Here is a 25,624-nt window from a genome sequence, read left to right on the forward strand (position 1 = left end):
GCGGTGAGCGCATGATGCGCCGGACCCTCGATCAAGATGACATGAGGCGCTGGTAGCGGCGAAGTGGTGGTCATGTGGCCTGTTCTGTAGTGTTTCGAAGCAGGGCTTCCGCTTCCGCGCGGGTCAGCGCGCCAGCGTTGCGTCGCTCATGCTGCTGGCCCAACACTCGCGCCAGATCCTCGCGGGAAGGCCTGGCATCCGGGCCACTCGGCACGCCGATGTAGTCGTCGGCGTACGGTCGGGCGTACGGGTCATTGGGCATGGGCTTGCACGTCGTCTCGATGTCCTGCGGCCACACGGGATCACTGCACGTGACGAGCACGAGCCAGCGAGCGATCGCATCCAGCAATGCGAACGGTGCAAACATTACGTCGGTTAAGGTGAAGAAGGCTCCAGAGAACTTTCCCCCTCTGCAAATTTTGTAGCCTTCCCAGAACGTTTCCCGCGGTGCCCAGAAGCGATAAGGCTCGGGCAGCTCAGCTGGCCCATCCTGCATGTAGCGGCGGTAGTACTCCCACTGCGCGCAGGCTTCTTCCAGGGTGAAGACGAACTGGCCGAGCACGAACGCCCGGACAACGTTCCCGTTGCCATCGAGTTGATAGTGGCGGATGTCGTACATGTCGTAGGCGCGTGACAAGCCACCCATGCGCCGATGGCCAACGCAGAAGAACTCGTCATGACTCCAGGGCACTTCCCAGATGCCGTCCGGGTCCTTGGTTCGAATGGCATAGATGCGGCGGGTCTTTCGGTTCAGGCGGATGGGACGGCGCTTCAGCGTGAACATGTTGCGTCGCATAGGATCGAAGGCAAGCAAACCGAAGAAGCCTGCGGCGGCGAAGGCAATCAATGCGCCAATAATCGTGCCAGACCAGTACCCGCTCTTCGCCATCATTTCGCCAGAGTCTCTGAACGGACTCGTAGCTGCGAGCACACCGAAAAAGAGAAATAGTGCGGTGAGTGCCGAGCAGATTATCCAAAGCATCCCGACGTTTTGCATACGACTCTGCGACTCATCGGTGATCTCCAGGCAGGTCGAATCGACGCTGTAGACGTTACCACTCTCCATTATGTGCTCGCTGGCGGGGCAGACAATGGGCAGCCTGTGTTCCAACTCCCACGCTCCCAGCGGTTTGCCCTGTTGCCGAAAATAGAACGGCGTACGCTCATCTTTGGTCGGGAACTTCATCGATCCTCCCTACTTGAGGTCCTTGAGACCCAGTTGCACGAATTCAAACGATTCCGCCTCCAGGCTGCTGTAGTGCTCGCTGGCAGGCGCTTTGCCGAAGCGGCAGCGCTTGGTCCACTTGAGAGTGGTGGGATCGTCCAGAAGTAGGATGCCTACGTTGACGGCGAGCAGCACAACGAGAAACGGCCAGCTCGGTACGCCAACCAAAAAGACCAAAAATTCTTCAGATGCCAGGGGTAGAACTGAGGCAGCGCCACCAGATATGGCCGAAGTCAGATAGAGAGCAAACAGCCATCGATGACCTTTGCCAAATTCGTCGTATGCATGGTACGCATCCCATCCCACCCCAACTGCAGCCCCGGCAAAACCAATCCAACGCCCTCTGACGGCCAGCTTCTTGCCCATTTCCAGCCATTCCGCCTTCGGCGGTGAGCGCATGATGCGCCGGACCAGTGCGTGCGTCGGCGCCTTCTCCAGCACGACGCCAGTCTGCTCTGCAAGGGTCCCGGCCATGGACACCAGGCCGCCGACCAGCTTGATTCCTCTTTCGGGTTCGTCGAACTCGCCCGCTGCCCGGAACGATTGCGTGGCGTGATAGAGCGCCAGTCCCTGCAGGATGCAGGCGACCGCCCCGACATTCACGAAGCGTGAACCCAGGACTGCCTTCACTTGGCGCACCCCGGGCACGTCGTTGACGGTGCGCAGCTTGAGGACGCTCAGTTCCGGATTGCGCTCCAGGTCCTCGGTCTTGAACCACACTAGCTTGGCAGTCTTGTTCATGCGCTGGCCCATATGCCCTAAGGACCCTAGCAAAAATAACTTGAACAGTTGTCCTCGCGTCTATACGATGCGCACATGGATATCAGCGAGGCAGTCGAAGCGAAGTTTCGGGCCCTGCAGGCGCGCCTTGATGAGGCGACGTTGCGCCTATGGGCCGCCGCCGAAGCGCGCAGCCTGGGGCGTGGGGGCGTGAGTCTGGTGGCCAAAGCGATAGGCATCTCGCGCACCACGATCTATGCGGGACTGGCCGAACTCGAAGCGGCCGGTGGAGCGACGCGGGACATGACGGCCAAGCGCATTCGTGCCCCGGGAGGCGGGCGCAAGAGGCTAACTGAGCTCGATGCGAGGTTGTTGGAGCACCTGGATGCACTGGTGGAGCCGACCAGCCGGGGTGACCCGATGTCAGCACTACGATGGACGTGCAAGAGCACCACCCGTCTGGCCGAAGAGCTCAACCGGCTGGGGCATCGCGTGAGTCAGCGCACGATCTGCGATCTGCTGACGCAGACGGGCTACAGCTTGCAATCGGTGCGCAAGACACGCGAAGGCGCGCAGCACCCCGACCGCGACGCGCAGTTCCACTACATCGCCGACAAGGTGGCGCAGTATCAGCGCCAGCGTCAGCCGGTCATCTCGGTGGACACGAAAAAGAAGGAGCTGATCGGCGATTTCAAGAACGCTGGCCGCGAATGGCAGCCCAAGGGCCAACCCGAGCAGGCGCGTGTGCACGATTTCATCGACGATGAACTGGGCAAGGTTGCCCCGTATGGCGTCTATGATGTGACGGCCAACGAGGGCTGGGTCAGCGTGGGCATCAACCACGACACCGCCGAGTTCGCGGTTCAAAGCATCCGTCGCTGGTGGCTGGAGATGGGCCGTCCGTTGTATCCGAAAGCCAGGCGACTGCTGGTCACCGCCGACTGCGGTGGCAGCAACGGGTATCGTGTGCGGCTGTGGCGGGTGCAGTTGCAGCGACTGGCCGACGAACTCGGTTTCGCTGTGCAGGTGTGCCACTTTCCGCCGGGTACGAGCAAGTGGAACAAGATCGAGCATCGCCTGTTCTGCCATATCACGAACAACTGGCGCGGCCGACCGCTGTTGACGCGTCAGGTGGTAGTGAACCTCATCGGCAGCGTGAGTACCGCTGAAGGGCTGAAAGTGCGTGCGGAACTGGACGAGAACATGTACGACGCAGGTATCAAGGTCAGCGACGCCGAACTCGCTGCCGTGGCCATTGAGCGCGACGAATTTCATGGCGAGTGGAACTACCGCATCAAACCTCGAACATCTCGTCGCAAGACGTAATTGTTCAAGTTATTTTTGCTAGGATCCTAACGCGACAGCGTCCTCACGTCGTCGGGTGCGACCCAGTTGCTTGTACAGTTCTGGATTGACCGCTTGGAGGTCGTTCAGCACGACCGCGCGGATTTGCATGACGCTGGCCGTCGGGGCAATCAGGCGCACGCCGCCTAGCAGGCTCATCCCGTACAAGGCGAGCCTGGCCGATGCCGAGCTGAAGCTGTTTGCAAGGGTCGGAATGATCTGGTCGGCCAGTATCCAGGTCAGGCGCGGTACCAGGCCCATCTTCGCTTGGGCTTCGGGAAGGGTGAGGCTCTTTGCCATGGAGTCCATCTTGTCGAGACCGCTCCTCAAGATGCCGAAGATGGCGGCATAGCCCTGGTCGGTCGGGTCCGGCACGGTGTCGATGATGGGCTTGTGGTCCAGCAACAGGGCGCGCGCAAGCAGATTGCTGTGGTTTTCCGGATTCGCCTCGTTGAACCAATGCTGGATGACCCGACGGCATTCCACGGTGTCCAGCGCGCTCTCCAGGCAGCGCGTCAGGGATTCGTTGTAAACATAGCCGTGCAGCAGGTCCATCTTGTCATGCCGGTATTGCATGTAGGAAGCAAGCTGTGGACTCATGAGCCACTGTGCGAACGACGTCGCAATGGGTGCCAGCACGTTCTCGTTGAGGGCCTTCAGTCTGGGGCTCAGGTCCTGGTGGCGCTTGCCTGGCGTGAGTTCGTCTTCGTAGGGTTTCCAGGCGGCGTCGCTGGCGGCGTTCTTGCGGGCAAGTCGCGTGGCTTCGCGCGCGGCGTCTTCCCGCTTCCATCGCTCGGCGGTCGCCTTTCCATTGAATAGTACCGACATCAGTTCGTAAGCCGGGAATCCATCCGGCGTGGTCGCCATGCGCTCGGCCTCGGCTGCCGCGGCTTCCGCCTCTTTAGTGTGCTGCGCCTCGGCGTTGGCCCGGATGTTCTTCTCGAGCGTATCCAGGAACAGATCTGTTGCCTTGTCCCAGATGACCCCGTTGTTTGCCTTGGGGTGCAGCTTGGGATTGGTCAGGATGCTCAAGTCCTCGGTGATTGCGAGCGGATCATTGAACGCCAGCATCATCGCCTTGCCGGGGGACACGATCTCCATCCGGTCCGCAAGCATCGAACCGCTTGTGGGGCCGATCGGTGCAATCTCGCCCAGGTTAATGGTTCCGGGTGGTGTCGCGCTCAGATACCGGAATGCTTGTTGCTGCGCTTCGGGCTTCATGGCGAACGATGCCACGCGTTTGTTGATCTCCGCCGCGCGGGCGGCGTGTGGCTGGTTCTGGTTGCCCATCCAGGCCGCTACGTCGAGGCATTGCATATGCGCCTTGCGCACATCAAGCTCGAACTGGTTCGCATCCAGTTGTGCCTTGGTCCAGGCTACATGCGAATAGGCATACCAGACATGCGTCGCGTGCGCGGGATCGGGAATGGTGAAATACAAGGATTCAAGGCTGTGGTGCAGACTAACACTGCAACTGAAAGCCTCCGGGACTTTGGCTGGCCCAGGATTCTCGGGAATGACCTTCCACAGGTGACCGCCCTTCATGACCACATAGGCATCCCACATCTGCATCGCTTCATGGAAGACGTACAGGAAGCCGGGGCGCATCGTGCGAAGGATGTACTGCACCCCGCTGCCGAGTTGCGCAGGGGCGTTCTCAATCGTGAAATTCCCTGAGAGCGGCGGCGCCCCGTTCTTGTCCTCCGGTCCGACGACGGCGTACCGGACCGGCAGCACGGCCAAACCGGGTTCATGGTGACAAAAATTGCACTCCTTTACCGGTTTGGATGAGCGTTCTATCGTGCTGTCAACGTTGTACATGACCATGGTGGCGTTCTGATGAGATTTGCCTGGCGTGCTGCGCCAGGATTTTCATGAGTTCCCAGTCGTCGCTGGACAGCAATCCCAGCGCCTGGCGCAGCGTCATTTCGCCTGCGGCCACGGCGGGCCACGCGGCCTGCAGTTTCGGTTGGTCCTCGAACGGCTGCCCAAATGCCGCGACGTGTGTGGCGTAGTGACGGCGATCCGCCGGCAAGGTCAGATGCAGCGCTTTGTCGGCGTGCCGCAAGGCGCGGTCCACGGTTGGGGCGTGGGCTAGCGACGGCTTGCTCTCGCCGGCCACGCGTGCGAGCACCTGTTCAATGTCGGCGGTCAGTTGCACGGTGGGCCACTGGGCTGCGTCGGGCCACCACGGGCGCGGCAATGTTGGCGCAGATTCGGTGAGTGTGGGCCGGGCAAGCTGGTACCAGTCGCCGGCCCAGGCGAAGCCCCATTGCTCGCAGGGGCCGAACAGGGCGTGCAACTGGGCCGGGCGTAACAGCCACGCCATATGGATAAAGACGCGGGGATCGTAGAAACGCCACAGGGCGTGACCCTCAGCGTGATCGGTTCCGGTCAGGCAGGACGCCAGGTGGCTGCTGACTTCCTGCATTGAGGCCGGGCTTTGTAGCCACGCGCAAATGAAGGGAGGATCGCCGCGCATGGCGGATTGCCAGGCATGGATCAGCAGCGTGCGCTGCACGTCGGTCGGGGTGGTTGCCAGGTCCACCAGCGCCGGCATCAGGTGCGCGTTGTCACCAATGCCTGCCGGCACGCACTCATGCAGCGTCAGCGCGGACAGGTCGAGCAATGCGGGATCGTGGTTGAGAAAATCCAGCACCAGATAGCCATCCGCCCAGCCTCGGGGCCAGGGCTGCGGGGTCAGATGGTCGGTGGAAAACTTCGCCATGCGCGTCTCCTAGCGAAGCGGCACGGCACCGGCGCCGGATGCCGCCGCCCCCGCCGCCAGGTGCGAGCAGATCTTGGTGGTGGGCATCGTATAGGGAGCATTCTTTGGCCCGGTGAGCGACTTGCTGGCCGAGAACACAATCCACTTGCCCGTCGAGATGTTCTCGATGCCCTCCGGCGTGATGCGCAACTCGTTGCCTTCGACATTGACCCGAACGCCTTTCTTGCCGCTGATCTCGACCCAGTCGGTCGTGGACAGCAGGCGCAGCACTTTCTGTGCGATCACATCGACGCCATCCGACTGGGCCTGCACCTCCACCTTGCCTTTTGCCGAATACAGCTTGATCCCGTCGCGCTGGACAAAGAGCGAGAAGCGGTCGGTGATCGTGGCGTACATGCCACCGCCGCAGGAGAGAGGTGCTGGCCGCTGGTCAGCGCAATGTGTTCGCCGCTGCAGACGTGCGTGGAGCCCGGCGCGGTGGTGGCAATGCCCGCCCGGCTGGCAACGTTGATGTGCGGCTCGGTGAATTCCCCCAGCTTGCCGCCACCCTTGACCGCATCGGCCTGGCTGCGCAAAGTCTTGGCAACCTCCTGCTGCTGGCCGGTCTGGGCCTGGGCATTGACCGCGCTCTGGGCGAGCGAATCCGCCAGCGTCAGGGCTTCCATGAACACGTGGATGACATCCTCCACGTTCATGGCGTTGCCCTCAGCCCGTTCGCGCGGGTAGGTGGTCAGCAGCATGCCCAACGCCGCGCGTAGCGCGGCATGTCCATCGGTGCGCGCTTCCAGCCCCTCACCACGCTTGTCGCGGCGTCCCTGCACGTCAGGGATGCCGGTGATGTACCCCATGCTGATCTGCGACTGCAGGTGGTCCGATGCGAGCTGCGCCTGGATTTGTCCCTTGGTGTCGTCCAGCACCAGATGATTGCTGCGCCCGCCATCGTGCTCGCGGCTGCGAATGCCGGTGAGAGCGAGCTGGTCCGGCAGCTGCCACGGCGGCATGTTGAGGCTGTTCGGCACCGCGCCCATCACAATGGGCTTGTCCGGATCGCCGCCGTCCAGGAACATCACCAGCACTTCGCTGCCGATGCGCGGGATGCTGATCTGGCCGTACTGTGAGCCCGCCCACGGCGTGGCGACGCGTACCCAGCAGGACATCTTGTTGAAGCGGTCCCACGGAAACTGCACGCGCACGCGTCCGAACTGGTCAGGCCATACGGTATGGCCATCGGGGCCAACTACCGTCGCGCTTTGCGGGCCCGTCACCACTGGCCACGGGATGCTCAGTGCCGGGCGGAAGACCTCATGGGTGGGGTGGCACTCGAATTCCACCCGGCAGTGCCACCGCTGGCCCTCGCCGGTGGCCTCGGCCACGTCTTCGAGTTTGAGGCTGGCGCCAAGCACCACGTACTCGCGGTTGGCCGCCTGCTGGGGGTGTCCCTTCACGCTCATGGTGCAGCCTGGCACCACCGCGCGCAGGTTGCCGGTACCAAAGCAGCGCAGGCCGCTCGAACGGATCTCCTCCATGCGGATGCGCGCGATCATGTCGCCTTCGTTCCACGGGCGATTGTCCGTGGCGGGCTGGGCATGCTCGCTGGGAAAGTCGTACACCTCCTGGTGCAGTGCGCCAGTATTCAGGCCCGTGTCACGCGGGTCCGAGCTGCTGGCGGTCAGGTCGCCGCGCGGCTGGGTGAAGCTGTAGGCGTTGGTCGTGTACTTGCCTGCGACCACGGCATCGACGACCGAGAAGACATCGAGGTGTTCCTGATCGACCCGGGCGCCGGGCGGATGGATCTCCAGAACCTGATACGCCTCGCTCGGCATGTTGCGATTACCGCCGACGTGATCGACCAGAACCAGGCGGTGCTTACGCTCCGAGTGTTCGAAGAACCACGATATGCCCCAGTGCTGCATGAGGCGGGCGATGAAGGTGTAGTCGCTCTCGTCGCACTGGGTGCGGTAGACCCGCCTGGGGTATTTCGCCACGTCGAGCCTGCGCTCAACCGGAAAGGAGTACGCGGACAGGACCTCTTCGATGATCTCGATATCGGTGCGATTTTCGAAAACGCGGCTGTTCCGGTTCTGGGAGGCAATCCACAGCCAGGGGCGCAGCGTCAGTCCGTAGACGAAGTGCCGCCCTTCGGCGCGCAGGTAGCGGGCACGATCGACGATGCCGCTGATCTCGCGAGTGCCTGCGCCAATGCGTCCCGCCAACCCCGTACCCATGCCATCCAGTTCGATGTGCACGGTCAGTTCGCGCCCGTTCATCTCGCGTAAGTCGAAATTGCCTTCCGGCCCGTGGAAGTTGTAGGACTTGTCGGGCGTCTTGAGTTCGATGTCGTATTCGAACAGGTCCCAGACGCCTTCCTTGCCATCCAGGCGCACAAAGGTGAAGGGGGACTGTCCGAAGAGTTCCGGCAACGCCGGACCAGACACGGTGACGGTGCGGGAGGAAAGAAACGGCGGCCGGTTATCCAAGTGAAGCACTCCGTAGCGTTGAACTTTCTCTTGTCGCCGAAGCACCAGTGTTCTGGTGCTTTGCTTTTCGCGTCATGTGTATGACCGTCAAGAAGATGAGTTCGTCGCGTACGGTAGCCGTTATGCGTTGAGGAAGGAAGGCGGATTATTCAGATACCGCTATTGTTTTCGATTGAATGAGAATTCCAATAGAAATTAAGGGATGTCCTATATCAATCTCGTATCACCATGATCTATATGGTTGCTCCGTGCGGGTTCGTTCGCCTTGTGAAGCGCGAAGAGTAAGCACAAAGAGAAATGACACCGACACGAGCGACAGCCCGGGATACGTTCTTGAGATTGGCGCCCTCTCCCACTTGCGGGGAGCGTCCGCGGGACAGGTGGCAGCCCGACCCGGACGCCTCCGTAGCCTCAGCGGCCTGGCCTCAGCCCCGCATGAACGGACCGCAGTCCGCCTCAGAACCGATGCCGCACCCCCAGGCTCACCGACTTCGCATCATCCCCGCTACCCGGATCAATCACGATGCTGTTGTTGCTCACGCTGCCGCCGGTGCTGTTATGCACCAGCACTGCCCGCACATAGGCGGTGGTGCGCTTGCTCAGGTCATGGTCCCACCCCAGCGTCACCGCCAGCGGCCGCTGGCCGCCGCCCAGGATCTGGCGCTTGAGTGCGGCGGCCTTGAAGGTGTCGCGCTGCGTCACGTTCCAGCTGAAGGTCACGCCGTAGTGGCGTGCTGAGCGGGTCTCGGGCCGGTCGCTGCTTGCGGCGCTGTACAGCAGGCCGATCTCCACCGGCTTGAAGCGATAGGAGCCGCCGACGAAATGGTTGGAAGTCAGCGTCGGCTCCACCGGCACGTTGGCGCCTGAATACATCCCCTGGTAGGAGTAGAACGCGTAGACGTTGCCGGCCTCGCAGGTCGCATTCATGCCGAAGTTCAGCCCTGAGCGAGCCGACCCCGGCACCTCGCCGGGCGCCACTGCGGCGCCGAAGGAAAAGCCGCCCCAATTGGGCGAGAAATACTGCACCGCGTTGTCGAAGCGGGCGCCGTAGGCCACGTGCCCGGTGCCCTGCGATGCGGTCGCGCTCAGCAGGTTGAACGGCGACACCGCGCCATTGAGCAGGAACGGATCCAGCCGCAGCAGCGCATAGAACGACGGCGTGTACTGCCGCCCCAGCCGGAACTCGCCCCAGTTGCCCGACAGGCCCAGATAGGCCTGCCGCCCGAACAGCCGGTTGTTGCCGAAGAACTCCGTGCCGTTGTCGATATTGAAGCCCGACTCGACCAGGAAGTTGGCCTTGAGCCCGCCGCCGAGGTCCTCAATGCCGCGGATGCCCCAGCGCGACGCGGCCTGCTGGCCTTCGCGCATGCGCACCACGCTTTCCGAACCCCTGGCGTATTCGATCGATGCATCGACCACGCCGAACAACTGCATCGTGCCGGCCACGGCATTGCCCGCGGCCAGCGCCGCGCCCATCACCATCCACTGTCTTGCCTTCACGCTGCCTGTCTCCCGTTCTTGTTGTTGTGGCCCAGCCTTACTTCGCCTGCAGCCCCGCCACCTTCACCACCTCGCCCCACGCGGCCAGGTCGGCGCTGACCAGCTTGCCCAGGTCGGCCGGGCTCGACGGCGCGGCCGGCTGCAGGTTCATGGCGGTGAATTTCTCGCGGTCGCCCGGTGTCTGCAGGATGCGGTTCACCTCGGCGTTCAGCCGGTTGACGATCGGCGCGGGCAGGCCCCTGGGGCCGAAGATCGCGACCCAGCTGGCTTGCTGGAAGGGCACGCCCTGCTGCGACATGGTTGGCACATCCGGCGCCGTCAGCAGGCGCTCCGGACCGGAGACCGCAATGCCCCGGATGCGCCCGGACTTCAGGTGCGGGACCGACGAGATGGCGTCGGTGATGCCGATGGTGACGTGGCCCGCGGCCAGGTCGTTGCTGCACTGGGTGGCGGTCTTGTAGGGGATATGGCGCAGGTGGATGCCGGTCTTGGCCTTCAGGTATTCCATGGCCAGGTGGCCGCCCGAGCCCACGCCCCATGAGCAGTACGCCAGTTCCGTCTTGCTGGCCCTGGCGTAGGCAACCAGCTCCTGCAGGTTGTGCGCCGGCACATTGGCGCTGACCGCCAGCAGGTTGCCGCCGGGCTGGCTGGGGCGTGCGATGGGGGTGAAGTCCTTGATCGGGTCATAGGGCAGCGACGGCGTGGTCCACGGGTTCACCGTCATGGTCGCGGCGTAGGTGAACAGCAGCGTGTAGCCGTCGGGCGCGGCGCGCGCCACGGTCTCGTTGGCGATGATGCCGTTGGCGCCGGGGCGGTTGTCGACCACCACCGGCTGCTTGAGCGCGGCGGTCAGGCGCTCGGCCACCAGCCGTGCAGTCTGGTCGGTGACGGTGCCTGCGCCCGAGGGCAGCACCATGCGGATGGGCTTGCTGGGGTATGGGGCCCCGGCGTGCGCGCTGGCGGCGCCCGCCAGGGCCAGCGCCGCGGCCAGGGCCGCTGTGCGCGTGGCACAGGCCCAGCGGGCGCCAGTGTGCTGGCTGCTCATGTTTGCTGTTTCCGTTGCGGTGCATTGGCCGCGGATGCCGGTACGTTGCCGGCCTGTCATGGGTGGGCGCACCGGGCAGCGGCCCGGGCGCCCTGGCTGAACCGGCTCAGGCTTGCACCTGCGCCGCGTGATCGAGTGCCGCCAGCCGTTCGTAGTGCCAGTCGGCATCGCCGAACAGGTTGGCGTGGGCTGCCAGGCGCTTGTAGCAGTGGCCGATTTCCATCTCGTCGGTCATGCCCACCGCACCGTGCAGCTGCACCACGTCTTCGCCGAGCGCGCGCCCGGCGTCCGAGACAAAAGCCTTGGCATGCGATACCGCGCGCATGCGCGCCACCGCATCGCCATGCAGGGAATTGGCTGCCAGCTCGGTGATGGCGCGCGCCTGTTCGACGCTGACATAGAGGTCCACCAGCCGGTGCCGGATCACCTGGTTGGCCGTCAGCGCGCGGCCGAACTGCTCGCGCGTCACCAGGTAGTCGCGGGTCAGGTCAAACGCGCGCGACATGGTGCCCACGGCTTCGGCGCACGCCATCACGGTGGCCTGGTCGATGGCGGCTTCCACCAGCGGCCAGGCACCGTCCACCGGTTCGATGCGCGCGCTGTCCGGCACGGTCGCGCGGCGCAGCGTCACGCTGGCGGTCTGGCGGCCGTCGTAGGTCGGCAGCGCATCGACGCTGACACCGCGCGTGCCGGCCGGCACCGCGAACAAAGTCAGGCCGCTGTGGTCGCGGCGCTGGCCGCCGGTACGCGCCAGCACCAGCAGCACGGCGGCACTGCCGCCGCCCAGCACCAAGGTCTTGCGGCCGTCCAGCGTCCATTGCCCCGGCTCATGCTGTTGCGCGGTGGTGCTGATATCGAACGCGTCATAGCGCCCCTGCGTTTCCCATGCGGCCAGCGCCAGCATGGCGCCACCCTCGGCCATCGCCGCCGCGATCGCAGCGTGGGCGGGATCGCCGCAGGCGGCCAGCAGCGGCGCGCATAGCGCGGCATTGGCCAGCCAGGGCTCGGCAGGCAGGGCGCGGCCCAGTTCCTCGGCCAGCAGAGCCTGGTCCGCGGCATCGCCCAGGCCGCCACAGGCTTCGGGCAGTCCCACGGCCAGCCAGCCCATTTCGGCAAACGCCTGCCAGTGCTTGCGCGAGAAGCCGTCGGGCTCGGCCAGCGCCGCGCGGCGCTGCTCGAAGCCGTAGCCGCGCTCGACATAGCGCCGCACGCTTTCCTGCAGCATGCGGCGATCGTCTGTTGAATCGCTCATGTGTCTTGTTCCTTGTCCTGGGTTGCGGGCGCTGCTGCGGGCACGATTGGGGGCACTACAGGCCCAGCACCTGCTTGGCCAGCAGCTCGTGCTGGATCTCGCTGGAGCCGCCGGCGATGGTGTAGCCGCGGGTGACGAAGCGGCGCGCCGATGCCGCCGCGGCGTACGCCGACTGGCCCGCTTGCGGCACGGCGGGCTCGAAGTGCGCGGCGCGGTCATAGGCCAGCGTGTCCGGCCCCAGCGCATCGACCGCCAGGTTCTCGATGTCCTGGATCAGCCGGCTGCCCAGCAGCTTGAGCATGCCGGTCTCCGGCCCCAGCGTTTCGCCGGCGCGCGCCCGCTTGCGAAAACGCAGCACGGTTGCCGCCAGCGCTTCGAGCCGCACTTCCAGCGCGCGCAACCGGCGTGCAAACCACGGGCGCTGCGACAGCGGCTGGCCGCCCTCCTCCAGCTCTTCGCCGATGGCGCGCACCTTGGCCAGGCGGCGGCGGTTCTCCGCCACGCGCGCCAGGTTCAGCCGCTCATGTTCGAGCAGGGACTTGGCGATGGTCCAGCCAGCGTTCTCTTCGCCGACCAGGTTCTCCACCGGCACTTCCACCTCGTCGAAGAACACTTGGTTGAACAGGTGCCAGCCATGGATGCCCACCAGCGGCCGCACGCTGACGCCGGGGCTGCGCATGTCGATCAGCAGGAAGCTGATGCCCTGCTGCGCGCGCGCCTCGGTATCGGTGCGCACCAGACAGAAGATCCAGTCCGCGCACTGCGCGTAGGACGTCCAGATCTTGCTGCCGCTGACCACGTAGACATCGGTGCCGTCGGGCCGTGTCTTGCGCACCGCACGCGTCTTCAGCGAAGCCAGGTCCGAGCCGGAGTTCGGTTCGGAATAGCCCTGGCACCACCAGTGCTCCTGGCTCAGGATGCGCGGCAGGAAGTACTGCTGCTGCGCCGGCGTGCCGTAGCGGATCAGGATCGGGCCGATCATCTCGAAGGTGATGCCGCCGCTCTCGGGCGCGTGCGCCAGCACTAGTTCTTCCTGGAATACGGCACGGCGCTCGGCGCTCCAGTTGCAGCCCTGCCATTCAGGCGGCCAGTGCGGCGCCAGCCAGCCGCGGTCGGCCAGCCGGTGCTGCCAGTCGACCAGTTCTTGCTTGCTGACTTCCAGTCCGAGGCGGACTTTCTCGCGCACGGCATGGGGCAGCGCCCGGGCGACGAACTCGCGCACCTCGCGGCGGAAATCCTGCAGCGACGCGTCGTCGTCGGTGCTGATGGAATCTGTCATGGAAATATCGGTCCTCAGGAATTCTTGTCGCGCGCAGCACGTGCCATGCGCATCGTCGCGGCGCGCATGCCGCCCTTGATCGCGGCCACGCCATCGGCCGGAAAGGCGCCGATGGTGGCGGCCAGGCCGCGCGCGCGGTCCAGTACCTCGGCGTCTTCGACCAGTTCGGTGGCAATGCCCAGGCGCAGCAGCTCCGGCGCGGGCACGCGGTCGCCAAGCAGGCACAGGCGCGCGGCCACGGCCTCGGAATGGCGCAGCGCCAGCCAGTCGGCATTGCGCGGCGCGGCCATGCCCAGGCGGATCTCGCCGATCTGCAGGAAAGCGCTGGCGCCGCACACCAGCACGTCGCCGGCCAGCGCCAGCGCCGCGCCGCCGTTGATGGCATGGCGCTCCAGCGCCACGACCCATGCCTTGCGGCTTTGCATCAGGCCCAGGTGGACGCGCTCCCAGACCGGCGCAAACGCGGCCAGCCCGCCCGGCTCAGCCTGCAGTGCCTGCAGGTCCAGGCCGGAACAGAAGGCGCCGTCGGCGCCGCGCAGCAGCACGGCGCGCACGCTGTCGTCGGCGGCCAGGGTCTCGATGGCGTCGCCCAGCGCGCGTGCCAGCGACATATCGATGGCGTTGCGACGGGCCGGGCGGTTCAGCACCACCTCGGCCCAGCCGGCATGGCGTTGCAGCAGTACGGGGGATTGGGGGGTGTTCATGCGGGCTCCTGCTGGGCTTGTTCCACGCCGATCGCGCCGGCGCGGGCCATGGCGTCGATCTCCGCCGCGTTGTAGCCGAGCCCGGCCAGCACTTCGGCCGTATGCTGGCCGAGCCGCGGCACCGCGGGCGTGGCCCCTGCAGGCAGGCTGGCCATGGTGAACGGCAGCCCGGGCAGGTCCAGCTGGCCGCCCTCGCCGTCATCGACCGGCCGCAGGATGCCGCTGGCGCGAACGTCGGCACTCGCGTTGACCTGGTGATAGTCACGCACCACGCCCACCACCACCTGATGGCGCTCCAGCAGCGCACGGGCGGCGTCGCCGCTCAGGTGGCGCATGGCGTCGTGCAGGATGGCCAGCAGCGCCGGGCGGTTCTGCACGCGCAGCGCGTTGCAGGCAAAGCGCGCGTCCCGCGCCAGCGCCGGCTGGCCGATGGCCTCGCACAGGCGCGTCCAGTGTTCGTCGAGATAGGCCGACAGCACGATATGTCCGTCCGCGACCGCGATCACATCGGCAGCCGGCGCGGCCTTGGGCTGGCTGTTGCCGCTGCGCACCGGCAGCGCGCCGGAGCACTGGTACTCGGCCCACAGCTGGGCCTGCATCTGTACGCCGACCGACAGCAGCGAGGTCTCGATAGTCTCGCCGGCGCCGGTGCGCTCGCGCCGGAACAGCGCCGCCAAGATGGCGTTGCCGGTCGCCAGCGCGGTGGCCGCGTCGATCAGCGCGAAGCCGGCCTTCAGCGGCTGCCCGCCGGCCTCGCCGGTGACGGACATCATGCCGCTCTCGGCCTGCGCGGCAATATCCAGCCCGGGGCGCGTGCGCGACGGCCCGCGCGTGCCGAAGCCGCTGATGGAGGCGTAGATCAGGTCAGGACGCGCCGCGCGCAGCGTGGCGGCGTCCAGCCCCAGCGCTTCCATTACGCCGGCGCGGGTGTTGTGCAGCACCACGTCGCTGGCCAGCGCCAGCCGCCGTGCGGCGTCCAGCCCGCCGGGCGTGCGCAGGTCCAGCGCGATGCCGCGCTTGCCGCGGTTGTAGGCCAGGTACATCGGGCTCTGCGGGCTGGTGCCGTCAAAGCGCCGCGCGCTGTCGCCGCGCAAGGCCTCCACCTTGACCACGTCGGCGCCAAGGTCGGCCAGCATCATGGCAGCGCCCGGCGCCGCGATGAACTGCCCGAACTCCGCCACGCGTATGCCTGCCAGCGGCAGGTCTTGCCGGTTCGTCATGCGATGCCACTCCTCGAAGATGCCGGCATGGCCGGCGGTTTGTGACGATGTGGGGCGATCATGCGTTAGCATCGCGCGCCATGGCAGATGCCAAAACGGCTTCGGCGCAAACCAACGGTTAGCACCCTGGGGTTATCCCGAACACGACGGAATGCCGCTAAGCTGTGCGCCCAGAGCATCGTCTGAACGGGGCAATCCATGCGTCTGAGCCAACTCCAGGACTTCATCGCCGTGGCCGAGCACGGCAGCATCCGCGCCGGCGCGCGCGCGCGCGATGTGTCGGCGCCGGCGCTTACCAAGAGCATCCGCCAGCTGGAAGAGGAGCTGCACGTGCCGCTCCTGACACGCACCACCCGCGGCGTGGTGTTGTCGCGCTATGGCGAGGCATTTCTGCGACGCGCGCGCCTGATCGCCACCGAGGCGCGCAAGGCCAGCGACGAGATGAGCCAGATGCTGGGCGCGCGCAATGGCGTGGTGCGCGTGGGCGCCACCGGCGGCCCCGCGCACCTGCTGCTGCCGGCGGTACTCACGCGCTTCCGGGCCCAGCATCCCGATGTGCTGGTGTGCATCGACAGCGGGGTCTACCCTACCCACCTGGACGATCTGCGCGCGGGCGTGATGGACATGGCGGTCAGTCCGGTGCCGGACGAGGGCATCGAGCGCGAATTCTCCTGCGAGCCGCTCTACAACAACGATTCGGTAGTCGTGGCGCACCGCGAGCATCCGTTGCGACATGCGCGCCGCCTGCGCGAGCTGGTGGGCTCGGACTGGGTGCTGACCGGCCAGCGCATGCAAGGCCCCGGCGCCGCCATCCTCGACGCCTTTCGCGAGCATGACCTGCCGCTGCCGCGCGTGGCAGTGCGCTGCGACACCATCGGCATGATCCAGTCGCTGCTGCAGGACCGTCACCTGCTGTGCATGCTGCCGCGCCAGCTGGTGCCGGGCCAGCTGGCCGCCGCCGGCCTGGTGCCGCTGCCGATCGAAGACCGGCTGCCCAGCCACACGGTCAGCCTGATCTATCGCGCCGATTCGCCGATGACGCCGGTGGCCGCGCAGTTCGCCACGCTGCTGCGGCGCGAAGTCCACTATCTGACGAACATGCCCGACAGCCCGCTGCGCCGGCCAGCCTGAGCGGCGACTACCGCAACGCGTGCTCGCTGGGAACTCCCTGCGCTGGCGCGGTGCTAACCAGCGGTTTACACCTGAAATTCTCAAACCCCAGCCATGCCGCACCGGCACTCGGTATGCGGGCAGTGCGCCGCATCCCGCCGGGATTTTCCCCAATCGCTGCGCAGCGCCTGCCTGCATGACAGTGGCACTGGACACAAACCGGAGCGCAGGGGAGGCAAGCATGCAGGACATCGAAGACCGGCCGGCGGCGCTGGTCACTGGCACGGGGATCGACAGCGCCGGCGACGGCGTATGGCTGCTGCACGGACAAGGACAAAGCTTTGTCGCCGACGTGGGCGAGGGCCTGCTGGTGGTCGACAGCGGCCCCGGCGGGCGCGTCACGCGCGGCATGATCGAGGCGCTGCGCACGCAGACCGGGCTGCCGGTGCTGGCCATCTGCTACAGCCACGGCCATATGGGCTACAACGCCGGCCTGCAGCAATGGCTCGACCACGCCGCCGCGCGCGGCGAGCCCGCGCCACGCGTACTGGCCCACGTCAACGTGCTGGCGCGGCAGGCGCGCTACCGCGAGACCCAGCGCATGCAGGAGCGCATGGCGGAGATCCAGTTCCGCCAGCCGGCCGGCGCGCTGGCGGGAAAGCTGGTCCACATCGAACCCACCGAGACCTTCGCCGACGGCCTGACGCTGGGCCGGGGCGAACGCCGCGCGGAAATCCTGTGGGCGCCGTCCGAGACCGACGACGCCGTGGCCGTCTGGCTGCCGGGCCGGCGCCTGCTCTACGGCGGCCCCGCGGTCATTGATTCGATCCCGAACATCGGCACCCCCTTCCGCACCATGCGCGACACCGTGCGCTGGGCCGAGACGCTGGAACGTTTGGCCGGGCTGCAGCCGCGCACCGTGGTGCGAGAGTTCGGCGCAACGCTGCAAGGCGAGGACGAGTGCCAGCGCGTGCTGTGCCAGACCGCCAAGGCCCTGCGCTGGCTGCACGCGGAGGTGGTGCGGCTGATGAACGCTGGCTGCAACGAACGCCAGGTGCTGGCCGCGCTGAAGCCACCGGCTGAGCTGTTCGACCAGCCCTGGATGCGCCCCACCTATGGCGACCCCAGCTATATCGCGCGCGACATCTATCGCTCGGAGAACGGCTGGTGGGACCGCAATGCCACCACGCTGCATCCCGCACCGCCTCAACAGGCGGCCGCCGAGATCGCCGCGGCCGTGGCCGACCATGGTGCGCTGATCCGCCACGCCCAGGCCCTGGCCGCGCGCGGCGACACGCAGCTGGCGCTGCATGTGATCGACGTGCTGGCGCTGGCGCCCGATGAAACGCCCACCGTGCGCGAGGCCCGCCAGCTCAAGGCCGCCTGGCTGCGCCAGCGCGCCACCCAGATCCGCAGCTATGTGTCGCGCAGCCTGTATGGCGCGGCCGCCGACGCGCTGGAAAGCGACGCGGCGGACAACTTCGGCATGCATTAGGGAGACGCCATGCCACGAGCAATGCATCCGGTTCCGACGGAACTGCCTGGCAACACGCGCCGGCGCGACGTGTTGCGCGGGCTTGCCGCACTCGGTCTTGGCGCGGCGGCCAGCCCGCTATGCGCCAGCAACGCCTGGCCCGCCAAGCCCATCCGCCTGGTGGTGCCGGCCCCGCCCGGCGGCGGCACCGACCTGTTCGCGCGCGCGCTGGCCGCATCGCTCGGCAAGGCGCTGGGCCAGACCATCGTGGTCGACAACAAGCCGGGGGCGACCGGCATCATCGGCAACGATACCGTGGCCAAGGCCAGCCCCGACGGCTACACGCTGCTGTTCACCTATGCCGCCACGGTGGTGATCAACCAGACCCTGCAGCCCAAGCTGCCCTATGACGGCCTGCGCGACCTGTTGCCGGTGGCGCAGGTCGGCGCGGGCGGCAATTTCCTGGTGGTGACACCGGACTTCCCGGCGCGCACGCTCAAGGAGTTCGTCGCCCACGTGCTCAAGCGCCCGGATGCGTACGACTACGGCTCATGGGGCATCGGCTCGGGCGGCCACCTGACCATGGAAGCCCTCAAGATGCAGACCGGCATGAAGCTGCGCCACGTGCCGTACAAGGGCGTGGCGCAGATCCTGACCGACATGCAGGGCGGCGTGGTCAAGGTGGCCTTTGTCGATACCTCGTCGTCGCTGCCGCTGATCCGCGCCGGCAAGCTGCGCGCGCTGGCCATCAGCGGCACGCGCCGCGCGCCGGCCACGCCGGACATCCCCACCATGACCGAGCAGGGCTATCCGTTCGATACCGACAGCTGGTATGGCCTGTTCGCGCCGGCCGGCACCAGCGCTGCCATCGTGCAGCGGCTCAATACGGAAGTGACCCGCCTGCTGGCTGACGCGCCGATGCGCGAGCGCTTCCTGCAGCTGAACATGGGCATGGCGCCTGCCACGAGTGCCGAGCAGTTCGCGCAGACCGTGCGCGGCGACGTGGGCGTATGGGGCAAGGTGATCAAAGCCAACCACATCACGGTCGACTGAAGACCACCAGGGGACGCTGCTCTGGCGCGGCATGCCGCAGGCATCCTGATGCCGCAGGCATCCTGATGCCGCGCTGCGCTTCAGTGCGAGAACAGCACCGGCACCGTCATCGACTCCAGCACCACCCTGGTCACGCCGCCCAGCACCAGCTCGCGCAACCGGCCGTGGCCGTAGGCACCCATCACGATCAGGTCGGCATCAAAGTCTGAAGCTCGCGTCAGGATCAGCTCGCCGATGGCCAGGTCGCCACCGCCCGGGCCGTGCTCCACATCCACTGCCACACCCTGCCGCTCCAGCATGTGCACGGCGTGGCTGACCGGGGTGGCATCGGCACGCGGCTCCCTGCCGGCATGGGCGCTCAGCACCCGCACCCGCGCCCGCGCGCCGGCCATCAGCGGCAGCGCATCGTGCAAGGCACGCGCGGCCTCGCGGCTGCCGTTCCAGGCCACCAGCACGCGTGTGCCCACGGTGGCGAATGCCCCGGCACAGGGCACCACCAGCGCCGGCCGGCCGCTCTCCAGCAGCAGCGCCTCCAATAGCTGCCGCGCCACCGGGCCTTCAGCGTTGTCGGCGTCGTACTGGCCGGAGACGATCAGGCCGGCCTCGCGCGCCTCGCGCAGCGCCAGTGTCACCGGATCGCGCTCGACGGTGCGCCAGTCGCAGGCAACCGCCAGCTCGCGCGTGGCGGCCTCGAAGGCACAGCGCATGTTCTCGCGCTGCAGCCGGCGCCGCTCCTGGTCTTCGGCCAGGCAACGCTGGGCATTGTTCATGCGGTAGAACCAGCTGGGGTCCGGCACGCGCCCGGCCAGCAGGCCGATCAGCGGACACTGGCTGGCGGTGGCAAGGCGCGCCGCAATCTGCAAGCGCTGCATGGCCTGCCGGTTGCCGTCGAGTTGGACCAGGATGCTCTCGTACGCCATGATGCCCTCGCGTCCAGACCGTTTGCTTTCAGTCTAGGCCGTGGCAGGCAATGCATGCCGACTTGCCGATCGCGGCAGCGGAAACCTCAGGTTTGCAGGCCCTGGGCATGGAAGGCAAGCGCAGCACATCGCAGGTTACCGCCCATGCCCACAGGGTGTTCAATACCCCGCTTGCCGGTCCACCTGGTTCAACAGCTCACGCCCGTCGCGCGCGCGCCGCAGGTTCTCGATGCATTGCCGCGCCACCAGTTCGTAGGAGGGGTCGGCCGCGATATGCGGCGTGGCCTCGATGCGGCGATGGTTCCAGACCGGATCGTCCGCCGAGGGCGGCTCCTTGGCGAACACGTCAAGCGCCGCGCCGGCAAGGTGGCCTTCGTCGATCAGGGCGACCAGGTCGGGCTCGACCACATGCTCGCCACGCCCGACGTTGATCAGGAACGCCCCCTTGGGCAGCCGTGACAGCGTCTGGCGGTTCAGCATGCCCTCGGTGCGCGGCGTCAGCGGCAGCGTGCAGACCAGGATGTCGCTCTGCGCCAGCATGGCATCCAGCCCGTCGTCGCCGGTAAAGTCGGTCACGCCGGGCAGATGCTTGGCGCTGCGGCTCCAGCCGCTGACCGGGTAGCCGATGGCGGCAAACATGCGCGCGACCTCGCTGCCGATCTCGCCCAGCCCCAGCACGCCCACGCGGCAGCGCGACACATCGCGCCCCCGGTGGCGCTTCCATTCACCGCGGCGCTGCTGTTCGGCGTACAGGCCGAGCGCGCGGGTATGGCGCAACGCCATCGCCAGCACGTAGTGGGCGATGCCGGTCTGCTGGCCGGGATCGACGATGCGCGTGACCGGCATGCCAGGCGGCAGGTCCGGCGCGGCCAGCAGCTTGTCAACGCCCGCGGTGGCGGCGCAGACCAGCCGCAGCTTCGGGTAGGCCGGCAGCACGCCGGGCTTCAGGCCCCAGGCGATGATGGCTTCGACCTCTTCCGCGACGGCGGCCTCGCGGCCGTTCCACACGGTGATGTCCGGCGCGGCTTCGCGCAGCGCGGCGGTAATGGGGACCGCCATGAACGACGGCAGGTGGACGAGGATGGCCATGGTCAGTTGCAGTAGTCAGGGTTGATGCGGTCGAGGCGGCGCAGCAGGCCCGGCCAGGCCAGGCCGGAGCCCTTGCCCTTGGTGGCCTGGCGCGCCTGCTGGCCCATGTTGGCGCTGGCGGCTTCGGGGACCATGGTCAGCGGCGCGCCGCCGCTTTGCGCCAGGATCTGGATGCGGCAGGCGGACTCGAGCGTGTACATGGTCAGGAAAGCATCGGATACCGTGCGCCCGCACGTCAGCAGGCCATGGTTGCGCAGGATCATCTGCTTGCAGCGGCCCAGGTCAGCCACCAGCCGCGCCTTCTCGTCCTCGCGCAGCGCCACGCCTTCATAGTCGTGGTACGCCAGCCCGGTCAGCGCGAACATCGATTGCTGCGAGATCGGCAGCAGGCCCGCCTGCTGCGCCGAGACGGCGACGCCGTGCGAGGTATGCGTGTGCATCACGCAACCGACTTCGGGGCGCGCCTCATGCACGGCGCTGTGGATGATGAAGCCGGCCGGGTTGACGTCATACGGCGTTTCGAGCACCGGCTGCCCTTCGTGGTCGACCTTGACCAGGCTCGATGCCGTGATCTCGTCGAACATCATCCCGTACGGGTTGATCAGGAACTGGTCCGGCGCATCGGGCACGCGTGCCGAGATATGGGTGAAGATCAGGTCGTCCCAGCCGAAGTGGGCGACCAGGCGGTACGCGGCCGCCAGGTCCACGCGCATCTGCCATTCGGCGTCGGAGACACGGTCCCTGATTGAATCGACAAGCTGGATTTGCGCCATATGCGTACCTCCCGGGGGGGTGTGAGTCATTGAATCGATGCATTGTCCGGGCGCACCGCGCCAAAGTCTGTTAAGTATTGGACAATCTCGGCTCCAGCAGGAGAGCGATGTGAAGGGTGATGTGAAGCGTGGATCAAGAGCAGCGGTGGAACCGGTGCGCACGCTGCCGCGCAGCGTGCTGGCCAGCGGCTGGCTGCGCAATGCGCCGCCGGGCGTGCTCGATGCCGTGGCGAACGCCGCACGCCGCCAGCGCTTTGGCGACGGCGAGATGATCTTCGCGCGCGGCGATCCGCCCACCTACTTCTGCATGGTGCTGTCGGGCCGGGTGCGCATGAGCCGGGTCAGCACGGGCGGGCGCGAGTCGGTGTACTCGGTGATCGGGCGTGGCCGCTGGTTCGGCGAGATCTCGCTGCTGGACGGCAAGCCGCGCACGCACGACGCCTTCGCCGTCGGCAACACGGAACTGATGGTGCTGAGCCAGCGCGACTTCCACCGCATCCTGGGCGCGCATCCGGAAGGCATGCAGCTGATCGTTCAGCAGATCTGCGCGCGCCTGCGCGTAGCATTCGACCACGCGCAAAGCGCGGCGCAGGCCCCCATCGACGCACGCATGGCAGCACGCCTGCTGGAACTGGCCGACCGCACCGACCATGTCGTGCGCATCAGCGCCGAGGACCTTGGCGACATGGTCAACCGCTCGCGCCAGACCGTGGCCAAGTACCTGCAGGCATGGGAGGACGCGGGCCTGATCCGCCGCGAGTACCGGCAGATCGAACTGCTGGACCCCGCGGCGCTCAAGCGACTGGCCAGGCGTTGACAGCCGCGCGAGGTTTGCAGAGCGCGCGCGCAATTAACCTGCGCTGGCCCCGATGGCAAGGCTGGTTAACGACCGTTGCAAAATCAAACAGAATGTCAGGTGCCTCGGCGCTACAGTGACTATTCCCTTGCCTGTAGGCGTTCTAGGAGGTACACGAATGAAGCAACATCTGGCGAAATCCCTGGTCGTGGCTGGCGCGATGATCGCGTCCTACCCGCTGTTTGCCCAGCAGGCCCAGCCCCTGCAGCCGAGCCAGCCCATGCCAATGACGCAGCCGATGCGGCCGATGCAATCCACTCAGCCGGTGCAATCCGCCCAGCCCGTGCAAGCCATGCCGTCGGCAGCGCCGTCGGCCCTGGCGGCACCCGCAGCGGGCGGCAGCTATGCGCAGGCGCCCGTACAGGCGGCCCAGCCGGGCATGGCACCGGCAGCCGCCGACCCGACCATGGCAAGCAGCCCCGCCTCGGCCGTGGACCCCGCCAGCATGAGCCTGGCCCCCGATGCGCTCGGCACGCGCCTGGGCCAGCGCAGCGCGTTCCTCGACGGGGCCTGAGCGCCCGTCAGCGCAGGCCCGCAGCGCGCGGGCCGCGCACCACACTCACCCCGCTTCCCGGGCGCGCCGCTTCAGGTCTCCACGGCCGCCTCCCCCTGCTGCTGCAGCCACTCCAGGAACGCGCGCAGATGCAGCGGCTTGTCGGCATCGCGCGGCACCAGCGCATGATAGGTATTGCCCGGTGCGCGGATGGCGGCAAACGGCGTCGCAATGCGCCCGCCCGCGCGATCCGTTGCCAGGGTCGGAAAGGTGCCGATGGCAAAGCCAAGGCTGTCCACCACCGCCTGCAGCGTGACAAAGAAATGGTCGAAGCGCAGCGTGCGCACCGGCAGCAGCGAGGCATGTCCCGCCTGCTGCAGCCACGATTCCCAGCTTCCCGGCCGGGTTTCCGTATAGAGGAAGACGCCCTCCACCAGGTCCTCTACACCTTGCAACGGCACCTGCTCCAGCATCGCCGGACTGGCGATCACCGTCTGGTACTCCGAAAAGATCGGCACTGACTCGAACTGTTCGCCACGTTCGAGGGTGCGCCGTATCGCCACGTCAAAGGTGCCGTTGAATCCCGCCTCGTTGCTGAAGGCGGTAGACACACGTACGTCGACCTCGGGCTGCTGGCGCCGGAAGTCATCCAGCCGCGGAATCAGCCAGCGCATGGCAAAGGTTGCCGGGGCATTGACTCGCACCACCTTGCGCGTGGCAATGCGGCCATAGCGCTCGGAAGCGGCGCTGATCTGGTCGAACGCCGTGCTGATCTCGCGCGCGAACGCCTGCGCGTGGACAGTCGGCACCATACGCTGGCCCTGGCGGATAAACAGCGGCTGCCCCTGCCATTGCTCCAGGATCTCGATCTGCCGGCTGACCGCGCCATGAGTCAGGTGCAGTTCGCGCGCGGCCGCCGAATAGCTGCCGGCGCGGGCAGCAACCTCGAAGATGCGCAAGGCGTTGAGCGGGGGCAGCTTGTGCGGCATTGTGAGATTTCCTGACAGAATCTGGACAATAAACTCGATTGTGAGAGTTTATCGCCTAACTTAGCATGGGTCTCAGGCAATTCCCATCGACAATCCTTGCGCAAGAGACGCCATGAGCACCCAGATCCAGGTCAACGGCCACCATTACCAGCTTCCCGCCCGCCCCACCGTCATCGTCTGCATCGATGGCTGCGAGCAGGAATACATCAACCTTGCCGTGCAGGCGGGCGCCACCCCCTTCTTCGCCAGCCTGGCCAAACGCGGAACGGTGCTGACCGGCGACTGCGTGGTGCCGTCGTTCACCAACCCCAACAACCTGTCGATCGTGACCGGCGTGCCGCCGTCGGTGCACGGCATCTGCGGCAACTTCTTCTACGACACCGAAGCCGGCGCCGAAGTGCTGATGAACGATGCCCGCTACCTGCGCGCCCCCACCGTGCTGGCCGCGGCAGCGCAGGCCGGCGCATCGGTGGCAGTGGTCACCGCCAAGGACAAGCTGCGCGCGCTGCTTGGCCACGGCCTCAAGGGCATCTGCTTCTCGGCGGAGAAGGCCGACCAGGCCACCATCGAAGACAACGGCATCGACGACGTGCTGCGCAAGGTCGGCATGCCCCTGCCCTCGGTCTACAGCGCCGACTTGTCCGAGTTCGTGTTCGCCGCCGGCGTGGCCTTGCTGGAGACCGTGCGGCCCGACCTGATGTACCTGTCCACGACGGACTATGTCCAGCACAAGCACGCCCCGGGCACGCCGCAGGCCAATGCCTTCTACGCCATGATCGACAGCTACCTGCAGCGCCTGGACGCGCTGGGCGCGGTCATCGGCGTGACCGCCGACCACGGCATGAATGCCAAGACCGACTCGCTGGGCAAGGCCAACATCCTGTTCCTGCAGGAGGTGCTGGACGAGCGCTTCGGTACCGGCGCCACGCGCGTGCTGCTGCCGATCACCGATCCCTATGTCGCCCACCATGGCGCACTGGGTTCATATGCCACGGTCTACCTGCCCGCTGGCACCGATCATCGTGCCGTGCATGAAGCCATCGCTGCGCTGCCCGGCATCGAGCTGGTGCTGGACAAGCGCGCAGCCAGCAAATGCTTCGAGCTGCCACCCGATCGCATCGGCGACCTGGTGGTGGTCAGCGAACGCCTGACCGTGCTCGGCACCACGCCGGCACGCCATGACCTGAGCGGCCTGGATGCTCCGCTGCGCTCGCACGGCGGCCTGTCCGAGCAGAAGGTGCCGTTGCTGTTCAACCGCAAGGTTGCAGCGCCCGCCGGCCAGCGGCTGCGCAACTTCGACATCCTGCGGCTGGCGCTGAATCACGCGGACTAAGTCCGGTGCGTGCCGGCCTGGCGGCCGGCACGCTTCATCA

Annotated in this window: 21 protein-coding genes and 1 pseudogene; 7 read left to right on the forward strand and 15 right to left on the reverse strand. The window is 66.7% G+C overall.

From position 1 onward, the window contains the following. Window positions 1-70: 70 nt before the first annotated feature. Together RS901_RS30690 and RS901_RS30695 are read right to left on the reverse strand one after the other, a co-directional pair. Window positions 71-1,186 carry a DUF6708 domain-containing protein gene (locus RS901_RS30690; RefSeq protein WP_316154274.1) on the reverse strand — a complete coding sequence of 372 codons (1,116 nt, stop codon included), beginning with the start codon at window positions 1,184-1,186 and terminating at the stop codon, window positions 71-73. Between the two features lie 9 nt (window positions 1,187-1,195). Then, a complete protein-coding gene (locus RS901_RS30695; RefSeq protein WP_316154275.1) occupies window positions 1,196-1,966 on the reverse strand; it encodes a hypothetical protein in 771 nt (256 codons plus the stop codon). 75 nt (window positions 1,967-2,041) lie between these two features. Here RS901_RS30695 and RS901_RS30700 point away from each other — a divergent pair, with 75 nt between their 5' ends. Beyond that, window positions 2,042-3,271 carry an ISAzo13 family transposase gene (locus RS901_RS30700; protein WP_316149395.1) on the forward strand — a complete coding sequence of 410 codons (1,230 nt, stop codon included), beginning with the start codon at window positions 2,042-2,044 and terminating at the stop codon, window positions 3,269-3,271. Between the two features lie 18 nt (window positions 3,272-3,289). Here RS901_RS30700 and RS901_RS30705 read toward each other — a convergent pair whose 3' ends face one another. The 9 genes and pseudogenes from RS901_RS30705 to RS901_RS30750 all read right to left on the reverse strand — a co-directional run bounded on the left by RS901_RS30705 (window position 3,290) and on the right by RS901_RS30750 (window position 15,494). After that, window positions 3,290-5,116 (reverse strand): T6SS effector BTH_I2691 family protein, encoded by a 1,827-nt coding sequence (locus RS901_RS30705; protein ID WP_316154277.1) that lies wholly within the window; start codon window positions 5,114-5,116, stop codon window positions 3,290-3,292. Next, window positions 5,097-6,017 carry a DUF4123 domain-containing protein gene (locus RS901_RS30710; RefSeq protein ID WP_316154278.1) on the reverse strand — a complete coding sequence of 307 codons (921 nt, stop codon included), beginning with the start codon at window positions 6,015-6,017 and terminating at the stop codon, window positions 5,097-5,099. Before RS901_RS30710 ends, RS901_RS30705 begins: the two co-directional genes overlap by 20 nt. Before the next feature lie 9 nt (window positions 6,018-6,026). Continuing rightward, window positions 6,027-8,539: pseudogene (locus tag RS901_RS30720) on the reverse strand (type VI secretion system Vgr family protein). A 411-nt stretch (window positions 8,540-8,950) separates the two neighbouring features. Next, complete coding sequence (locus tag RS901_RS30725) at window positions 8,951-9,976, reverse strand: porin (protein ID WP_316157329.1); 1,026 nt, start codon at window positions 9,974-9,976, stop codon at window positions 8,951-8,953. Between the two features lie 55 nt (window positions 9,977-10,031). Continuing rightward, window positions 10,032-11,039: a tripartite tricarboxylate transporter substrate binding protein gene (locus RS901_RS30730; RefSeq protein WP_316154281.1), complete on the reverse strand. Its 1,008-nt coding sequence runs from the start codon at window positions 11,037-11,039 to the stop codon at window positions 10,032-10,034. Window positions 11,040-11,145: 106 nt separating this feature from the next. Continuing rightward, a complete protein-coding gene (locus RS901_RS30735; RefSeq protein WP_316154282.1) occupies window positions 11,146-12,291 on the reverse strand; it encodes an acyl-CoA dehydrogenase in 1,146 nt (381 codons plus the stop codon). A 55-nt stretch (window positions 12,292-12,346) separates the two neighbouring features. Continuing rightward, window positions 12,347-13,570 (reverse strand): acyl-CoA dehydrogenase family protein, encoded by a 1,224-nt coding sequence (locus tag RS901_RS30740; RefSeq protein ID WP_316154283.1) that lies wholly within the window; start codon window positions 13,568-13,570, stop codon window positions 12,347-12,349. Window positions 13,571-13,584: 14 nt separating this feature from the next. Continuing rightward, window positions 13,585-14,274 (reverse strand): enoyl-CoA hydratase/isomerase family protein, encoded by a 690-nt coding sequence (locus tag RS901_RS30745; protein WP_316154284.1) that lies wholly within the window; start codon window positions 14,272-14,274, stop codon window positions 13,585-13,587. Continuing rightward, complete coding sequence (locus RS901_RS30750) at window positions 14,271-15,494, reverse strand: CoA transferase (RefSeq protein WP_316154285.1); 1,224 nt, start codon at window positions 15,492-15,494, stop codon at window positions 14,271-14,273. Before RS901_RS30750 ends, RS901_RS30745 begins: the two co-directional genes overlap by 4 nt. Before the next feature lie 198 nt (window positions 15,495-15,692). Here RS901_RS30750 and RS901_RS30755 point away from each other — a divergent pair, with 198 nt between their 5' ends. From RS901_RS30755 to RS901_RS30765, 3 genes are all read left to right on the forward strand, one after another. Beyond that, window positions 15,693-16,625 carry a LysR family transcriptional regulator gene (locus RS901_RS30755; protein ID WP_316154286.1) on the forward strand — a complete coding sequence of 311 codons (933 nt, stop codon included), beginning with the start codon at window positions 15,693-15,695 and terminating at the stop codon, window positions 16,623-16,625. A gap of 220 nt (window positions 16,626-16,845) precedes the next feature. Then, window positions 16,846-18,099 (forward strand): alkyl sulfatase dimerization domain-containing protein, encoded by a 1,254-nt coding sequence (locus RS901_RS30760; protein ID WP_316154287.1) that lies wholly within the window; start codon window positions 16,846-16,848, stop codon window positions 18,097-18,099. A gap of 9 nt (window positions 18,100-18,108) precedes the next feature. Then, on the forward strand, window positions 18,109-19,131 hold the full coding sequence (locus RS901_RS30765) for a tripartite tricarboxylate transporter substrate binding protein (RefSeq protein WP_316154288.1): 1,023 nt from the start codon (window positions 18,109-18,111) through the stop codon (window positions 19,129-19,131). Between the two features lie 80 nt (window positions 19,132-19,211). Here the strand turns inward: RS901_RS30765 and RS901_RS30770 are convergent, their stop codons facing one another. The 3 genes from RS901_RS30770 to RS901_RS30780 all read right to left on the reverse strand — a co-directional run bounded on the left by RS901_RS30770 (window position 19,212) and on the right by RS901_RS30780 (window position 21,913). After that, window positions 19,212-20,051 (reverse strand): universal stress protein, encoded by an 840-nt coding sequence (locus RS901_RS30770; RefSeq protein ID WP_316154289.1) that lies wholly within the window; start codon window positions 20,049-20,051, stop codon window positions 19,212-19,214. A gap of 159 nt (window positions 20,052-20,210) precedes the next feature. Next, a complete protein-coding gene (locus tag RS901_RS30775; protein ID WP_316154290.1) occupies window positions 20,211-21,140 on the reverse strand; it encodes a glyoxylate/hydroxypyruvate reductase A in 930 nt (309 codons plus the stop codon). A gap of 2 nt (window positions 21,141-21,142) precedes the next feature. Further along, window positions 21,143-21,913 carry a class II aldolase/adducin family protein gene (locus RS901_RS30780; protein ID WP_316154291.1) on the reverse strand — a complete coding sequence of 257 codons (771 nt, stop codon included), beginning with the start codon at window positions 21,911-21,913 and terminating at the stop codon, window positions 21,143-21,145. 109 nt (window positions 21,914-22,022) lie between these two features. Between RS901_RS30780 and RS901_RS30785 the strand changes: the two genes are divergently transcribed. Both RS901_RS30785 and RS901_RS30790 read left to right on the forward strand, forming a co-directional pair. Beyond that, window positions 22,023-22,730, forward strand: a complete 708-nt coding sequence (locus RS901_RS30785; RefSeq protein WP_316154293.1) for a Crp/Fnr family transcriptional regulator — start codon at window positions 22,023-22,025, stop codon at window positions 22,728-22,730. A 157-nt stretch (window positions 22,731-22,887) separates the two neighbouring features. Next, window positions 22,888-23,283, forward strand: a complete 396-nt coding sequence (locus RS901_RS30790) for a hypothetical protein (protein ID WP_316154294.1) — start codon at window positions 22,888-22,890, stop codon at window positions 23,281-23,283. A 71-nt stretch (window positions 23,284-23,354) separates the two neighbouring features. Here RS901_RS30790 and RS901_RS30795 read toward each other — a convergent pair whose 3' ends face one another. Further along, window positions 23,355-24,251 (reverse strand): LysR substrate-binding domain-containing protein, encoded by an 897-nt coding sequence (locus tag RS901_RS30795; RefSeq protein WP_316154296.1) that lies wholly within the window; start codon window positions 24,249-24,251, stop codon window positions 23,355-23,357. A gap of 112 nt (window positions 24,252-24,363) precedes the next feature. Between RS901_RS30795 and phnA the strand changes: the two genes are divergently transcribed. Beyond that, complete coding sequence (phnA, locus tag RS901_RS30800; RefSeq protein ID WP_316154297.1) at window positions 24,364-25,584, forward strand: phosphonoacetate hydrolase; 1,221 nt, start codon at window positions 24,364-24,366, stop codon at window positions 25,582-25,584. The last annotated feature ends 40 nt before the right edge of the window (window positions 25,585-25,624 follow it).

Source organism: Cupriavidus sp. BIC8F (assembly GCF_032465815.1).
Lineage (GTDB): Bacteria > Pseudomonadota > Gammaproteobacteria > Burkholderiales > Burkholderiaceae > Cupriavidus > Cupriavidus necator.

Coding starts and splice junctions, on each gene's coding strand:
- RS901_RS30790 (WP_316154294.1), top strand. CDS start 22,888: ATGAAGCAACATCTGGCGAAATCCCTGGTCGTGGCTGGCGCGATGATC.
- phnA (WP_316154297.1), top strand. CDS start 24,364: ATGAGCACCCAGATCCAGGTCAACGGCCACCATTACCAGCTTCCCGCC.
- RS901_RS30780 (WP_316154291.1), bottom strand. CDS start 21,913: ATGGCGCAAATCCAGCTTGTCGATTCAATCAGGGACCGTGTCTCCGAC.
- RS901_RS30690 (WP_316154274.1), bottom strand. CDS start 1,186: ATGAAGTTCCCGACCAAAGATGAGCGTACGCCGTTCTATTTTCGGCAA.
- RS901_RS30760 (WP_316154287.1), top strand. CDS start 16,846: ATGCAGGACATCGAAGACCGGCCGGCGGCGCTGGTCACTGGCACGGGG.
- RS901_RS30710 (WP_316154278.1), bottom strand. CDS start 6,017: ATGGCGAAGTTTTCCACCGACCATCTGACCCCGCAGCCCTGGCCCCGA.
- RS901_RS30795 (WP_316154296.1), bottom strand. CDS start 24,251: ATGCCGCACAAGCTGCCCCCGCTCAACGCCTTGCGCATCTTCGAGGTT.
- RS901_RS30745 (WP_316154284.1), bottom strand. CDS start 14,274: ATGAACACCCCCCAATCCCCCGTACTGCTGCAACGCCATGCCGGCTGG.
- RS901_RS30765 (WP_316154288.1), top strand. CDS start 18,109: ATGCCACGAGCAATGCATCCGGTTCCGACGGAACTGCCTGGCAACACG.
- RS901_RS30770 (WP_316154289.1), bottom strand. CDS start 20,051: ATGGCGTACGAGAGCATCCTGGTCCAACTCGACGGCAACCGGCAGGCC.
- RS901_RS30755 (WP_316154286.1), top strand. CDS start 15,693: ATGCGTCTGAGCCAACTCCAGGACTTCATCGCCGTGGCCGAGCACGGC.
- RS901_RS30735 (WP_316154282.1), bottom strand. CDS start 12,291: ATGAGCGATTCAACAGACGATCGCCGCATGCTGCAGGAAAGCGTGCGG.
- RS901_RS30700 (WP_316149395.1), top strand. CDS start 2,042: ATGGATATCAGCGAGGCAGTCGAAGCGAAGTTTCGGGCCCTGCAGGCG.
- RS901_RS30695 (WP_316154275.1), bottom strand. CDS start 1,966: ATGAACAAGACTGCCAAGCTAGTGTGGTTCAAGACCGAGGACCTGGAG.
- RS901_RS30750 (WP_316154285.1), bottom strand. CDS start 15,494: ATGACGAACCGGCAAGACCTGCCGCTGGCAGGCATACGCGTGGCGGAG.
- RS901_RS30725 (WP_316157329.1), bottom strand. CDS start 9,976: ATGGTGATGGGCGCGGCGCTGGCCGCGGGCAATGCCGTGGCCGGCACG.
- RS901_RS30775 (WP_316154290.1), bottom strand. CDS start 21,140: ATGGCCATCCTCGTCCACCTGCCGTCGTTCATGGCGGTCCCCATTACC.
- RS901_RS30730 (WP_316154281.1), bottom strand. CDS start 11,039: ATGAGCAGCCAGCACACTGGCGCCCGCTGGGCCTGTGCCACGCGCACA.
- RS901_RS30705 (WP_316154277.1), bottom strand. CDS start 5,116: ATGGTCATGTACAACGTTGACAGCACGATAGAACGCTCATCCAAACCG.
- RS901_RS30740 (WP_316154283.1), bottom strand. CDS start 13,570: ATGACAGATTCCATCAGCACCGACGACGACGCGTCGCTGCAGGATTTC.